The sequence below is a fragment of the Pseudonocardia sp. GCM10023141 genome, assembly GCF_042653605.1.
The window spans coordinates 56,045-68,327 of record NZ_JBHSIR010000036.1 but is presented as its reverse complement, the minus strand read 5'-3'; the positions used below and the strand labels follow the sequence as shown (position 1 = coordinate 68,327).

The window sequence follows — 12,283 nt, the reverse complement described above, 5'->3', positions numbered from 1 at the left end:
CGGCCACATACGCAGCAGCAACGGTCGCCCCTGCCCGAGACGATCCCCCGGCGAGGCGTCACGGGCTCCGGCTCAGGAGGTCGTGACCTGCGGTCGGGCGTGCAGCCGGCGGCCGAGCACCAGTGCGGCGATCGCACCGAGGTAGACGAGCGGGGCGAGCTGGAGGGCACCCTGCAGCCCGAGGCGGTCGGCGAGCACCCCGACGACCAACGGGCCGAGCGCCAGCCCGAGCACGTTGTTCGCCACCGTCAGCGTGCCCATCGCCGAGGCCCGGACGGAGCCGTGCGTCAGGCTCGCGACCATCGCCGCGGTGGGGCCCGATGACCCGGCGGCGAAGAAGGCTCCGATCGCGATGAGGGTGAGCTGGACCGGGCCCGGGGAGAGCTGGAAGCCGAGCCCGAGGCACGTCAGCGAGATCGTGCAGTAGGCGATCGTCGTCGACCACCGGCGCCGCGGATCGTCGCGCCCGAGCCGGTCGGTGATCATCCCGCACACGATCATCCCGCTCCCGACCAGCAGGACCGCACCGGCGGCCAGTCCGGCGGCCTTGTCCGGGCCCAGGCCGTAGTAGCGGTTGAAGTAGCTCGGCGTCCACGACAGGAGCACGGCGGCCGTGAACATCTGCAGGCCGCTGCCGAGGTACGCGCACCACACGGGTGGGCTGGTGAACAGGCTCGACAGCGGCGCGCGGCCGGGCGCCTCCTCGGTCACCTGTGCGTGGCGGGCGAGGCGCTTCTCGGTCACGAGCACGCCGAACAGCGCCACCAGCACCAGCCCGAACACGGCCATCGCCACGAACGACCAGCGCCACCCGAACTGCACGGCGAGCACACCGCCGAGCCCCACGCCGAGCACGGACCCGAACGACCCGCCCGCCATGAAGGCGCCGCTGAGAGCGGCGTGGCGGCGGCGGGCGAAGACCCCGAGAACGACGGCGATGCCGACGCTGCCGTAGGCCGCCTCGCCGACACCGACGAGGAACCGGGCGCCGAGCATCTGCCCGTACCCGGTGGACAGGGCGCACAGCAGGGTCGCGATGCTCCACAGCACCGCCATCACCACGAGGCTGCGAACCCGACCCCACCGGTCGGCGACGATCGAGAGCGGGAACGTCAGCAGGCCGACCATGAGGGCGACGACGCTGCTCAGCGTCGCGAGGTGGGTGTCGGTGAGCGTCCATTCGGACTTGAGGATCGGGAAGACGGCGCTGAGCACCTGGCGCGACATGTAGTCGGCGAGGAGCAGCCCGAAGGCCAGCGCGAGGACGATCCGGGGGAATCGGCGCGCGGTGGCGGCGGGCGCCACGGCGACGAGATCGGGAGGGGCGGTCGGTCCCATTTCGGACTCCTGTGGCCGAGGGGGGTGGGCGGGGAGCATCCGCTCCCCGCCCGCAGACGGGTCAGGCGTGGGCGGTGAAGCCGACCTGGCCGGGCTTGCGGTTCGGCGCGAAGCCGATCTTGGCGAGGGTCTCGTCGGCGTCTGCGTAGCGCTCGTCGAGCTTGTAGATCTCGCGCGCTTCCTTGCCCGTCGCGACGCCCCGACCGAGCTCGCCCGCGATGCGCACCAGCTGCTGGATCTGGGCGACGGAGCTGATCTTGCGACCCCTGTCTCCCCAGATGGTGTCCTCGTTGCCGCAGCGGGCGTGCAGGCCCATCGCGATCGCCATCGTGTTGACGGGCAGCACGCTGCGCATCAGCGTCTCCAGGGTGAGCACCGCACCGTCGGGCACGCGGCGGACGAACTCCATGATGTTGTACGGGTTCGGGCCGTCGAAGCCCCCGCCGATCCCGACCCAGGTGAGCATCAGCGGTCCGGTGTAGACACCGCGGCGGATCAGCCGTTCGACGGTCTCGAGCTGCGGGATGTTCGCCAGCTGGAAGTGCGGCTGGATACCGGCGGCCTGCAGCCGGCGCAGGTGCTCGACCACCCAGCCAGGACCGGCCGGCACGTACATCTCGCGGTAGGCCTCGGCCACCTCGGGACGCTCGAACGAGGTGCCCGCGATGTCGTCGCTGGTCATCAGCTCCATGATGTTCATCTGGCTGGTGTTGATCGCGATCGTGACCTGGTCGGGCGCCGGGTCCAGCGCGGCCAGCATGTGCCGGGCGTCATCGGAGAGCCACTTCGCGTCGGCGCCCTGGCCCTCCGGCGCGAACGAGATCGAGCCGCCGACCTGCAGGATCATGTCCGGCACGGCCTCGCGCAGCCTGCCCAGCAGCTCGTTGAACTTCGACAGCCGCTTGGATCCCTTCCCGTCCAGCTCGCGGACGTGGATGTGCAGCACCGTGGCACCGGCCTCGTAGCAGTCCACCGCCTGCTGGACGTGCTCGTCCATCGTCAGCGGGAGGTCCTCGCGGAAGTCGTCCAGCTCCCACTCGGGGCCGTAGGGCGCCGCGGTGATGACCAGCTTCTCCTGGTTCTCGGGGAACAGTGCGTCGTCGTGGAAGTGCATGGTCTGGCTCCGTTCGATCGGGTGCGGGTGTGGCTCAGAACGGGCGGTCGCCGACGATCCCGGCGCGTTCCATCCGGCGGACGGCGGGCCAGTAGTCCTGCACCGCGTAGTGCTGGGTCGAGCGGTTGTCCCAGATGGCGACGCTGTTCGGCGTCCACCGCCAGCGGACCTGGAACTCGGGGACGGTGGCCTGGCTGATCAGGTACGACAGGAGGCTCGCGGCCCCCGGTGCGAAGTCCAGGCCGAACCGGACGTTCTCCGGTGTGTGGAAGTTGACGAAGTGCGTGGTGAACCCGTTGACAAACAGGGCCTTCTCACCGGTCTCGGGGTGCGTGCGCACCACGGGGTGCTCGGCGTCGGGGAAGCGCTCGCGCAGCCGGTGCCGGTCGGCGGTCGGCATCGCCGCTCCGAAGCTCGCCTCGATGCTGTGCCGGGCGCGGAGCCCCGCGATCCGCTCCTTGATCTCGACGGGGAGCCGCTCGTGGGCGGCGACCATGTCGACCCAGATCGTGTCGCCGCCGACCGCGGGCGTCTCGACGCAGCGCAGCACAGAGCCCATCGGCGGGCACTCCCGCCACGTCGCGTCGCAGTGGAAGGCGTTCTCGTAGTGCTCGGCGGGGCTGTCGAGGTCCTTGTAGATCCGGACGAGCCCGGGGTGGTCGGGATCGCCGCCGAGTACGGGATGGTCCTCCAGGTCGCCGAATCGCCTGGCGAGCGCGACGTGCTCGGCGCGCGAGAGGTCCTGGTCGCGCAGGAACAGCACCTTGTGCCGGAGCAGCAGCTCGCGCAGCCCGGCGAACAGTGCGTCGTCGCGCACGACGTCGCCGAGCTGGAGGCCGGGCAGCTCGGCACCGATGGTGCAGGTCAGCGGCTCGGCACGCAGGGAGGTCGCGGTGGTCATGGGTTCACCTCTCCGACGGTGAGGACCGAGGACCCGACACTCCGGCCGGCCTCGAGGTCACGATGGGCGTGCGCGGCGTCGGCGAGCCGGTAGCGCAGGCCGATGTCGATGGTGATCCGGCCCGCGGTGACGTGGCCGAACAGCTCGCCTGCCAGCTCGTCGCGCTCGGCACGGTCGGCGATGTAGTCGGCCAGTGCGGGCCGGGTGACGAAGACGGAGCCACGGCGGGCGAGCTCGGCGGCGTCGATCGGCGGGACGGGGCCCGACGCCGTGCCGAAGCACACCACCAGTCCCCGCCTGGCCACACAGCCCAGCGAGGTCGCGAACGTCGCGCGGCCGACGCCGTCGTAGACGACCGGCACGCCGCGGCCGTCGGTGAGCTCCCGGACCCGGGCGACGACGTCGTCACGGGAGGGCAGCAGGACGTGGTCGCAGCCGTGGCGGCGGGCGACCTCGGCCTTCGCCTCGCTGGACACCGTGCCGATCACCCGCAGCCCGAGCAGCTTCGCCCACTGCGTGACGATCAGCCCGACGCCGCCGGCCGCCGCGTGCAGCAGCACGGTGTCACCCGCCGCCAGCGGGGTGATGCGGCGCAGCAGGTAGGACGCGGTGAGACCGCGCATCGTCATCGCGGCCGCGGTCTCGAAACCGATCGCGGACGGCAGCCGGATGAGGTGCTCGGCCGGCATGATCCGCTCCGTGCTGTAGGCGCCCAGCGGGCTGCCGGTGTAGGTGACCCGGTCGCCCGGCTCGACCGACCGCACCCCCGGCCCGACCTCCTCGACGATCCCGGCGCCCTCGACGCCGAGGCCCGCGGGCAGCTCCGCCGGGTAGAGGCCGGTGCGGAAGTAGGTGTCGGCGAAGTTCAGCCCGACCGCGCCGTGCCGGACCCGGACCTGTCCGCGACCCGGCCTGCCGACCTCGATCGACTCCCACCGCATGACGTCCGGGCCTCCCGGCCTCGCGAAACGGATCGCCTCGGCCATTCGCCCACCTCCTTGTGTCGCCTTGTGACAAGGACGACGCTATGGCGGCCGGACGTGCCAAACTTGTCCCTCTGGGACAGCTCTCTAGTCATTTCGGGACAGGAGCACCGTGGCGCCCGGACCGTTGGCCCGCTACGCAGCGCTCGCGAACTTCGTCGAGCTCAGCACCGCGCTGTCCGCGGACCCGGCCGCGATGATGCGCGCGGTCGGGCTCGATCCCGCGGGTCTGGCGAAGCAGGACCGGTGGATCCCCGCCTCGTCCGTAGCCCGGCTGCTGGAGCGAGCGGCCGTCGCCACCGGGCGGCCGGACTTCGGCCTCCGGCTCGGCGAGCTGCGGCGGCTGTCGCACCTCGGGCCGCTGAGCATGGTGATCCGTGAGGAGCCCGACGTGCGCAGCGCGCTCGACGTGCTGATCCGCTACGAGCACCTCTACAACGAGGCGCTCCACGTGCGGGTCCACGAACACGCCGCGGTCGCGACCGTGTCCGTCGAGATCGCGCTCGACGACGCACCGGTGCGGCAGTCGGTGGAGCTCGCCGTCGCCGTACTGCACCGGCTCGTCCAGGGCTTCGTCGGCCGGCACTGGCAACCGCTCGGGGTCGACTTCACCCATCCCGCACCGCAAGGCCCGACGATCCACCACCGCGTGCTCGGCCCGGCCGTCCACTTCGGACGCGAGCGCAACGGGCTGACCCTCTACGCCACCGACCTGCACGCCCCCAACGCGATGGCCGACCCCCAGCTGCGCGAGTACACCGCCCAGCTCGTCGGGCCGCTCACCCCATCCGAGGCAGACATCGTGAGCCGGGTCCACGACCTCGTCGAGATGCTGTTGCCGACCGGGCAGTGCTCCGTCGAGCAGGTGGCTCGCAGCCTGGGCGTCGACCGCCGGACGGTGCACCGCCACCTGGCCCGCGAGGGCGAGACCTTCAGCTCCGTCGTGGAATCGACCCGCCACAGCCTGGCCGGGCAGCTGGTGCGGCACGGCCGCCGCCCGCTCGCCGAGGTCGCCGAACTCGTGGGTTTCTCGTCCCACAGCAACTTCACCCGATGGTTCCGCCGCAGCTTCGGCACCAACCCTGCGCGGTGGCGACGACGACCGGAGTGAGCGCACCACGGATGCGGGTCAGCCCTTGGCAGTCTCCCGGATCGCGCGGGCGATGTGGGCCGCGAGCGCCTCGGTCAGCGGCGCGAAGAACGCGGGCTCGAGCATGTGCCCCATCCCGTCGACGGTGTGCAGCGTGGCGTGCGGGATGGCGTCGACCGTGAGCCGGCCGGTGGGCGGCGGGAAGATGGGGTCGTCGGCGCCCTGGATCACCTGCACGGGCACGGCGAGCTCGCCCAGGCGGGGCGCCAGGTCGAGCCATGCGGGGTCGGTACGGTCGGCCGCGAGCTTGTGGTCGAAGGCCAGCGTCGTCTCCGGGGAGTCGGTGACCCGCGCGATCTCCGCCAGCCAGTAGGCCTCGTCACCGTCGCCACGGCTCCCGCCTGCCAGCCGGAAGGCCGCCGCCAGCAACTGTGGGTACGGCTGGTCGACCGGAACGGCCGCCACCGCCGCCAACCAGTCGGCTCGCGGCGCCGGGAACGTCGGGTTGCGCGGCTCGCGACCGTGCAGGGTGGCGGCGAGGAGCACCGTGTAGTCGGCGGTCGACATCATCGACGTCACCGACGCGACCCGATCGGGGTGGCGAAGTGCCGTGAGCAGGGAGAGGAACCCACCCATCGACAGGCCTGCGAGATGGACCCGCTCGCGGCCGAGCGCATCGGCCACCGCACAGACGTCGTCGGCGAGGTCCAGCAGGTCGTAGGGCTGCTGCGCGAACGCCCCGGGCGTCGAGCCGCCGACGTCGCGGTAGTCGTACTCGGTGACGTGCAGCCCCGTGGCGGCGAGCCCGGCGCAGAACTGCGGTGGCCAGAAGCCGCCGGGCATCGTGTTGCCCATCAGCAGGATCAGCGCCGGGTTCGCCGGATCGCCGTACGAGCGGCAGGGGAGTGTCGACCCGGGGACCGACACCAGCCGGTCGTGCGTCGTGCTCACCGATTTGATCCTAGTAGGCCGAGACAAGAGTGATTCCGCCCGATCCGGTCTCAGACCGAGACGGACACTAACCCTCATATCAATTTTGGAAGGTTAGTTTCGCTGCGCAGCGTCTCCCGCCTGCCACATGGGGAGGAACGGGTTGTGAACGAAGAAGAGCTGATCGCGGCCGAGCCGAGTGCCACCACCGCCGCGCCGGTGGGTGGCCGCGCACCCGCCCCGCACGGTCGTCGCCGGCCCGTCGTTCCGTTCGCGATGATCGGCGCCGGGGTGGCCCTGCTGATCGTCGGGATCAACATGCGTCCCGCGATCGTCGCGCTCTCCCCGCTCCTCGCGGAGATCCAGGCGGCAACCGGGATCTCCAGCAGTACGGCGGGAGCGCTCCACGCCCTGCCGGTCCTCTGCTTCGGCATCTTCGCGCCGCTCGCCCCGCGCCTGATCCACCGGTTCGGCATGGAAGCGCTGCTGGCGGTACTCCGCCGCTCGACCTGATCTTCAGTCGGACACGCGGGAGATGAACGCGCCCGCGTGATCCAGTGCGTCAGCGGCCTCGGGCAGGAATGACCAGAAGTAGTGGAACACATGCGTGGCGGCCGGATAGATCTCGAGGCGTGCGTCGACGCCGAATGAGCACGCCCGTTCGACGATCCGGCGGGCGTCTCCCGTCAGGGGGTCACCGGTGGCGGTCTGCACGAGGATCGGCGGCAGGCCGGACAGGTCCGCTGTGAGCGGGCTGACCCGCGGGTCGCCGGGATCGTGGTCGCCCAGGTAGGCCGCGGCGAACGCTCGTTGCTGCTGGGGATCGAGGAACGGCTGCGGCTCGTGGACCGGCTGCTGCAGCTCGCAGGTCAGATCGACCCACGGGCACAGCAGCAGCGCCTGCGCGGGCAGTGGCACCTGCTGCTCCTTCAGGGTCATCAGCAGCGAGAGCGCCAACCCACCGCCTGCGGAATCACCGGAGACGGTGATCCGCTCCGGCGGTACGCCCGAGTCCAGCAGCCACTCGTAGGCGTGCACGGCGTCGTCGACTGCGGCCGGGAAGGGGTGCTCGGGAGCGAGTCGGTACTCCGGCACCAGCACACCGACACCGGTGGCGACCGAGAGCGCCCCGGCCAACGGGCGGAACCCGAAGGCCGATCCCCCCACGTACGCGCCCCCGTGCAGGTGCAGCACGGTGAGCGGCCGATCCGCCGCATCGGACACCGCGAGCGCAGGCACCCCACCGGCGTTCACCGGTCGCACGACGGTGCCTTCCGGTGGAGCCAGGTCGGCGTGGAACTCCTCCATCGCGGCCCGGACCTGGTGGATCTCGGCACCGCCGTTCGTCAGATCGTGGACCGGCCGCCAGGCGCGGTCGACCCGTTCGGCCAGCTCGCCACCCGCCGAACGGGTCGACCGGACCGCGTCGTCGAGGTCGGCCAGCAACCGGCGCGCCCGGTCCAGCAGCGCGTCACCGGCAAGCGTGAGCTCCACCCGATGCGTCGAGCGGCGCAGCAGGTCGCTGCCGATCAGCCGCTCGAGCGCACGGATCTGCCTGCTCAGAGCCGGCTGGGAGAGGAAGAGCCGGGCCGCGGCCCGGCCGAAGTTGAGCTCCTCGGAGACGGCCACGAAGGCCCGCAGGTGTCGCAGCTCGATCGCGTCCGGCGCAGGCGGGAGAGGCAGCACCTGCCCGGGCCGCGCTCGCTCGTCCCGTTCTCGCTCGTCGGCGGCCATGGGGCGATTATCAGCCCGGAACACCCGTCAGTGGTGATGCGCGATCGGCAAGACTGCGATGCGCCATCAGCCTTTCCCTCACCGCCTGCGTCGCTGCCAACCTCGTCGCATGGCCGATCGATGCCCCGTACGCCTCGTCGCCGACACCCGGCTGCGAGGTCTGACCGGTCCACAGCCGGCGCGCACGTACTGGCCGTCGACGGCAGGCGACCCGCCGATGCTGGTGTTCCTGCCTGCCGAGGGCATCGAGCACGCGGACCGGCTCTGCCGTGCCGTGTGCGCCGCCGCCGGCGTCGTCGTCCTGTCCGTCTCGTACCGGCAACCGCTGTGGCCGGACGGGTGGAGCGACGCGACCCTGGCCACCGAATGGGCCGCCGACCACGCCCGCGAGCTGGGCGCCGATCCCGATCGCCTGCTGCTCGCCGGTGCCGACGGCGGCGCCGAGCTCGCGGCCGCCGTCACGGCGCACGCACGCACGCAGGGCTGGCCACCCCTGGTCCACCTCGCGATCGACGACCTGCTCGATCCCACCCACCTCAGGAAGGAAGTCCTGTGAACAAGGTCCTCACCGTCCACGCGCTCTACGAGGTGTCCCGATGATCCTGGTCACCGGAGGGCTGGGCATGATCGGCGCCCACACCGCCCGTGCGCTCCACGACCTCGGCCACGAGGTCGTCGTCACCGCGCACCGCCGCACCGGGGTCCCGTCGTTCCTCGCCGGCCGGGTCGTCGTGGAATCCTTGGACGTCACCGATCGCGACGCCGTCCTCTCCCTCGCCGACCGTCACGACATCACGGACATCGTCCATCTCGCCGGCACCATCCCCGACGAGGACCCGGTGGACTTCTTCCGCCGCGACACGATCGGCCTGCTCAACGCGCTCGACGCGGCCCGTACGTGGGGCGTCCGCAGATTCGCCGCCGCCAGCAGCCTGGGCGTCTACATCGGACGATCCGAGATCCCGTGGCACGAGGGGCTCGACCTGCCCTCGACGGCGCTCCCGCACCTGATCGTCGCCTTCAAGAAGGCCGTCGAACCGCTCACGACACACAGCCTCGCCGGCAGCGGTGTCCAGCCCATCGTGCTGCGCATCGGGAGCATCTGGGGACCGCTGTTCGATCCCTGCTCCCCGTTCGAGGGCATCGTGACCTACATCAGCACCGTGCTCCGCGGCGAGCAGCCGCCGCCCGTGCACGCCGACGACGGTGGCGACTGCTGCTACGCCCCCGACGCCGGACGCGCGATCGCCCTGCTGATGACAGCACCGAACCTGCGTCACGACACCTACAACGTCTCCGGCGGTCGCCCGGTCACCAACGGTGAGATCGGCGCAGCCCTCGAAGCACTCGTCCCCGGACTGCAGCTCGATCTCCGTCCGGGCCGGCAGCACGGCCCGGGCACCGACCCCTACCTCGACATCGGCCGGCTCACCGCCGACACCGGCTTCACCCCGACCTTCGACATCGCGAAGGCGGTCGCCGACTACCTCGCGTGGCGCGCCGACAACCCGCGCTGACGAGACGACACCACTCACCACGAGCGCTGGAGGACCGACCCGTGCCACACGTACGACGCTTCGACCACGTCGGCATCACCGTCGCAGACCTCGACACCGTGACAGCGTTCTTCGTCGGCCTAGGCCTCGAAGTCGCGGGTACGCGCATGGTCGTGGACGGCAAGTTCCTCGACACGGTCATCGGGATCCCCGACTCCCGCACCGAGATCGTCATGCTGCGACCGCCCGGGGGAGGAACCACGCTGGAGCTGTCGAGCTTCGTCCGACCCGACCACGAGCCGGGATCACCGAGCGCGATGGCCAACGAGCTCGGGCTGCGCAACGTGGCCTTCGAGGTCGGTGACCTCCGGACCACCGTCGATCAGCTGGCCGCGGACGGATACAGCCTGGTCGGCGGCATCGGCGAGTACGAGCACATCTGGCGCATGGCCTACGTACGCGGCCCGGAGGGGATCGTCGTGTCCATGGCCGAGCGCATCGACTGACGCCGCGGTCTCCGGCGTCATCCGCACGACCACGAACCACTACTCACATCGAGCCGGCGCTGGCCTGCAGCTCGACCGCATGAGCAGGACCGAGAATTGGGGTTGGTCAGGATTCGGCGGGATCGTTCGGACCGGCCTTGCGTCGCGCGCGGTAGGCGCGCATCGACGCCTGCGACCGGCATCCGGACGAGCAGAACCCGGCCGTTCTGTTGCGGCTGTGATCGAAGAACCCCGTGTGACATGGCGGATTCCGGCAGGCCTTCACCCGCGCCCAGTCGCCGCTCAACGCCGACTCGACGACCGCTGCCAGCACCGTCCCCATCAGATGCGGAACCCCCGCCTGGCGCGAGACCAGGTTCGCGCCCCTCGCCGTAACGACTGACGTCAGCGGGAACCGTTCGGCAATCGACCACAGGAAGGTCTCCGCGTCGGACTGGGCCTCGCCGGCGACAGCGTCGTCGCCGGAGTGCGCCAGCAGCACGGTGATCAGTGCGTCCCGCAGCTCCCTAGCATCGGCGGCGTCGACATCCGATGCCGTGGCCCCGCCTGCGGCGGGCGTCCCGATCACACCGCGAACAGCCCCCACTGCGCCTGGCGCTCGGCTCCGCCAGCGCCACGGACATGCGCGCCGCTCTCCAGGCTCGCCTCGCCGATCTCGACAACTGGCAGAACGTGTCGAACGCCGTCAACGCCTGAGCCACGTCACGGGCTCCGGGTGTGATCTCGGAGTTCAGCGCTTCAGCACCGACCGTCACGCCGCCGACCGGGCGGCGTGACGGCTTGCGTTCGCCAAGTCGTGCGCGCGGCCACCGGTCTCTCGACCCTCCTGCGCTGTACCCGTGGCTCTGTCGGGTTCCACAGCGGGTATCGGTTGGCGTACCGCGTCGATGACGGTGCCGGCTGATCTGACGCTGCACCCCTGACCTGCACACCGTCGGATTGGATCATGGGCCAGTGGGCGCTCGCGACCCGCACAGGCGTGTCGGTCGATCGGGGGACAACAGCCTCACCCGGCGCATCGACCAGCACGTGGACAGATGCGCTCGCAGGCCAGCGCGAGAGTTGGGGACATCGCAGACACCGAGTCCGCGCCCCACCGAGGAGCCACCAGCCATGATCACCAACGCCATCGTCCGCGGCGCATCCACTCTCGCCATCGCCGGACTGCTCGCCGGCTTCGCCGCCACCAGCGCCCAGGCCGCCACCCCCACCACGACAACCGCCCCCGTCGCGCTGACCGCCCAGACCACCGCGGCCAGCAGCCCGTCCGGGCCCGGTCACCTCACGCCGGCACCGCAGATCAGCAAGCACTTCACCATCAAGAACGAGTTCTCGGCATGCACCATGAAGCTGGTCAGCGCTACCGGCGACAACGAAGGCATGCCGGTCGACGGCAGCACCATGGACGAGGGCGGCACCCAGGGGTTCGAGGTCCAGTACAGGGCCGGCAACATCGGCATCATCAACGCCACCTACGACATCTACCAGATCGGCAGGCCCACCAAGATGGGCACCTTCACCGTCCGCATGACCTACGACTGGACCGGCGAGACCAGCATGGCCATCACCAGCCGCAGCGGAGACCACGACTCCCACTACACCCTGCTCCAGCCCGACGACTCCACCGACGCGTGGGTCGAGTTCACCTGATCCGCCGGCCCGCAGCACTACCGGTGGGGCGCTGAAGCGGAGGATCTCCGATCGGCGCGACTCCCGGAGCCCGACCACCTCCTGTCAACCTGAGTTGACACGCGTTTGCTGTCAACCTACATTGACGATATGGGGAGCTGCAGCGACTCTGGCGGATGAACGGATTCCCATCGCTTGGACGAACCAACGCCATCCTCGACGTTCGTCGGGATGGTTCGAACGCGGCGCCAGGCTGACCACCGGCGACGGCCCGGCCCTGATCAGCGCCAACCAGCTTGTCCTGGCCGGTCGCGGACTGAGCATCGCTGCGGCGCGTAGCACCGACCGCTCCGAGCGAAACGGGCGAGACCGGTGAATCGGGTGATCGAGTGCCGGGCGCTGCGGATGCGCTACGGGAACAAGGACGTCTTGGCCGGTGTGGACTTCGATGTGGCGGGATCGGCATCGTGTTGCAGTCGTGGCGTGATCACCCCAAGTGGCGGGTGGATGAGTTGCTGGCCTACCAGAGCTCGCTCTACGACCCTTCGCCGCTGCCGAGGCG

General features: G+C 70.8%; 13 protein-coding genes. 6 read left to right on the top strand and 7 right to left on the bottom strand.

Features of this window, described 5'->3' with window-relative positions; translation table 11 throughout:
* Positions 1 to 72: 72 nt before the first annotated feature.
* The 4 genes from ACFPFQ_RS22535 to ACFPFQ_RS22520 form a co-directional block, all read right to left on the bottom strand.
* Positions 73 to 1,338, bottom strand: a complete 1,266-nt coding sequence (locus ACFPFQ_RS22535) for an MFS transporter (RefSeq protein WP_379621955.1) — start codon at positions 1,336 to 1,338, stop codon at positions 73 to 75.
* Positions 1,339 to 1,399: 61 nt separating this feature from the next.
* Positions 1,400 to 2,452, bottom strand: a complete 1,053-nt coding sequence (locus ACFPFQ_RS22530; RefSeq protein WP_379621953.1) for a 3-keto-5-aminohexanoate cleavage protein — start codon at positions 2,450 to 2,452, stop codon at positions 1,400 to 1,402.
* A 34-nt stretch (positions 2,453 to 2,486) separates the two neighbouring features.
* Positions 2,487 to 3,353, bottom strand: a complete 867-nt coding sequence (locus ACFPFQ_RS22525) for a TauD/TfdA dioxygenase family protein (protein ID WP_379621951.1) — start codon at positions 3,351 to 3,353, stop codon at positions 2,487 to 2,489.
* Positions 3,350 to 4,339 (bottom strand): quinone oxidoreductase family protein, encoded by a 990-nt coding sequence (locus ACFPFQ_RS22520; RefSeq protein WP_379621949.1) that lies wholly within the window; start codon positions 4,337 to 4,339, stop codon positions 3,350 to 3,352. The genes ACFPFQ_RS22525 and ACFPFQ_RS22520 overlap by 4 nt, the downstream gene beginning before the upstream one ends.
* 109 nt (positions 4,340 to 4,448) lie before the next feature.
* Here ACFPFQ_RS22520 and ACFPFQ_RS22515 point away from each other — a divergent pair, with 109 nt between their 5' ends.
* Positions 4,449 to 5,447: an AraC family transcriptional regulator gene (locus ACFPFQ_RS22515; RefSeq protein ID WP_379621947.1), complete on the top strand. Its 999-nt coding sequence runs from the start codon at positions 4,449 to 4,451 to the stop codon at positions 5,445 to 5,447.
* A gap of 18 nt (positions 5,448 to 5,465) precedes the next feature.
* On the opposite strand, the gene ACFPFQ_RS22510 is transcribed toward ACFPFQ_RS22515, so the two are convergent.
* Positions 5,466 to 6,377, bottom strand: coding sequence for an alpha/beta fold hydrolase (locus ACFPFQ_RS22510; protein WP_379621945.1), 912 nt, complete (start codon positions 6,375 to 6,377; stop codon positions 5,466 to 5,468).
* A 144-nt stretch (positions 6,378 to 6,521) separates the two neighbouring features.
* On the opposite strand from ACFPFQ_RS22510, the gene ACFPFQ_RS22505 reads away from it, so the two are divergent.
* Positions 6,522 to 6,869: a hypothetical protein gene (locus ACFPFQ_RS22505; RefSeq protein ID WP_379621943.1), complete on the top strand. Its 348-nt coding sequence runs from the start codon at positions 6,522 to 6,524 to the stop codon at positions 6,867 to 6,869.
* A gap of 3 nt (positions 6,870 to 6,872) precedes the next feature.
* On the opposite strand, the gene ACFPFQ_RS22500 is transcribed toward ACFPFQ_RS22505, so the two are convergent.
* Complete coding sequence (locus ACFPFQ_RS22500) at positions 6,873 to 8,090, bottom strand: alpha/beta hydrolase fold domain-containing protein (protein ID WP_379621941.1); 1,218 nt, start codon at positions 8,088 to 8,090, stop codon at positions 6,873 to 6,875.
* 109 nt (positions 8,091 to 8,199) lie between these two features.
* Here ACFPFQ_RS22500 and ACFPFQ_RS22495 point away from each other — a divergent pair, with 109 nt between their 5' ends.
* From ACFPFQ_RS22495 to ACFPFQ_RS22485, 3 genes are read left to right on the top strand one after another with little or no spacing between them, the layout of a single operon-like run.
* Positions 8,200 to 8,646 (top strand): alpha/beta hydrolase, encoded by a 447-nt coding sequence (locus ACFPFQ_RS22495; RefSeq protein ID WP_379621939.1) that lies wholly within the window; start codon positions 8,200 to 8,202, stop codon positions 8,644 to 8,646.
* Positions 8,647 to 8,686: 40 nt separating this feature from the next.
* Complete coding sequence (locus ACFPFQ_RS22490) at positions 8,687 to 9,607, top strand: NAD-dependent epimerase/dehydratase family protein (protein WP_379621937.1); 921 nt, start codon at positions 8,687 to 8,689, stop codon at positions 9,605 to 9,607.
* A 41-nt stretch (positions 9,608 to 9,648) separates the two neighbouring features.
* Positions 9,649 to 10,092 (top strand): VOC family protein, encoded by a 444-nt coding sequence (locus ACFPFQ_RS22485; protein ID WP_379621935.1) that lies wholly within the window; start codon positions 9,649 to 9,651, stop codon positions 10,090 to 10,092.
* Between the two features lie 106 nt (positions 10,093 to 10,198).
* Here ACFPFQ_RS22485 and ACFPFQ_RS22480 read toward each other — a convergent pair whose 3' ends face one another.
* Positions 10,199 to 10,660: a CGNR zinc finger domain-containing protein gene (locus tag ACFPFQ_RS22480; protein ID WP_379621933.1), complete on the bottom strand. Its 462-nt coding sequence runs from the start codon at positions 10,658 to 10,660 to the stop codon at positions 10,199 to 10,201.
* Between the two features lie 545 nt (positions 10,661 to 11,205).
* Here ACFPFQ_RS22480 and ACFPFQ_RS22475 point away from each other — a divergent pair.
* Positions 11,206 to 11,742 carry a hypothetical protein gene (locus ACFPFQ_RS22475; protein WP_379621931.1) on the top strand — a complete coding sequence of 179 codons (537 nt, stop codon included), beginning with the start codon at positions 11,206 to 11,208 and terminating at the stop codon, positions 11,740 to 11,742.
* Positions 11,743 to 12,283: the final 541 nt, after the last annotated feature.

Coding starts and splice junctions, on each gene's coding strand:
- ACFPFQ_RS22535 (WP_379621955.1), bottom strand. CDS start 1,338: ATGGGACCGACCGCCCCTCCCGATCTCGTCGCCGTGGCGCCCGCCGCC.
- ACFPFQ_RS22530 (WP_379621953.1), bottom strand. CDS start 2,452: ATGCACTTCCACGACGACGCACTGTTCCCCGAGAACCAGGAGAAGCTG.
- ACFPFQ_RS22525 (WP_379621951.1), bottom strand. CDS start 3,353: ATGACCACCGCGACCTCCCTGCGTGCCGAGCCGCTGACCTGCACCATC.
- ACFPFQ_RS22520 (WP_379621949.1), bottom strand. CDS start 4,339: ATGGCCGAGGCGATCCGTTTCGCGAGGCCGGGAGGCCCGGACGTCATG.
- ACFPFQ_RS22500 (WP_379621941.1), bottom strand. CDS start 8,090: ATGGCCGCCGACGAGCGAGAACGGGACGAGCGAGCGCGGCCCGGGCAG.
- ACFPFQ_RS22495 (WP_379621939.1), top strand. CDS start 8,200: ATGGCCGATCGATGCCCCGTACGCCTCGTCGCCGACACCCGGCTGCGA.
- ACFPFQ_RS22490 (WP_379621937.1), top strand. CDS start 8,687: ATGATCCTGGTCACCGGAGGGCTGGGCATGATCGGCGCCCACACCGCC.
- ACFPFQ_RS22475 (WP_379621931.1), top strand. CDS start 11,206: ATGATCACCAACGCCATCGTCCGCGGCGCATCCACTCTCGCCATCGCC.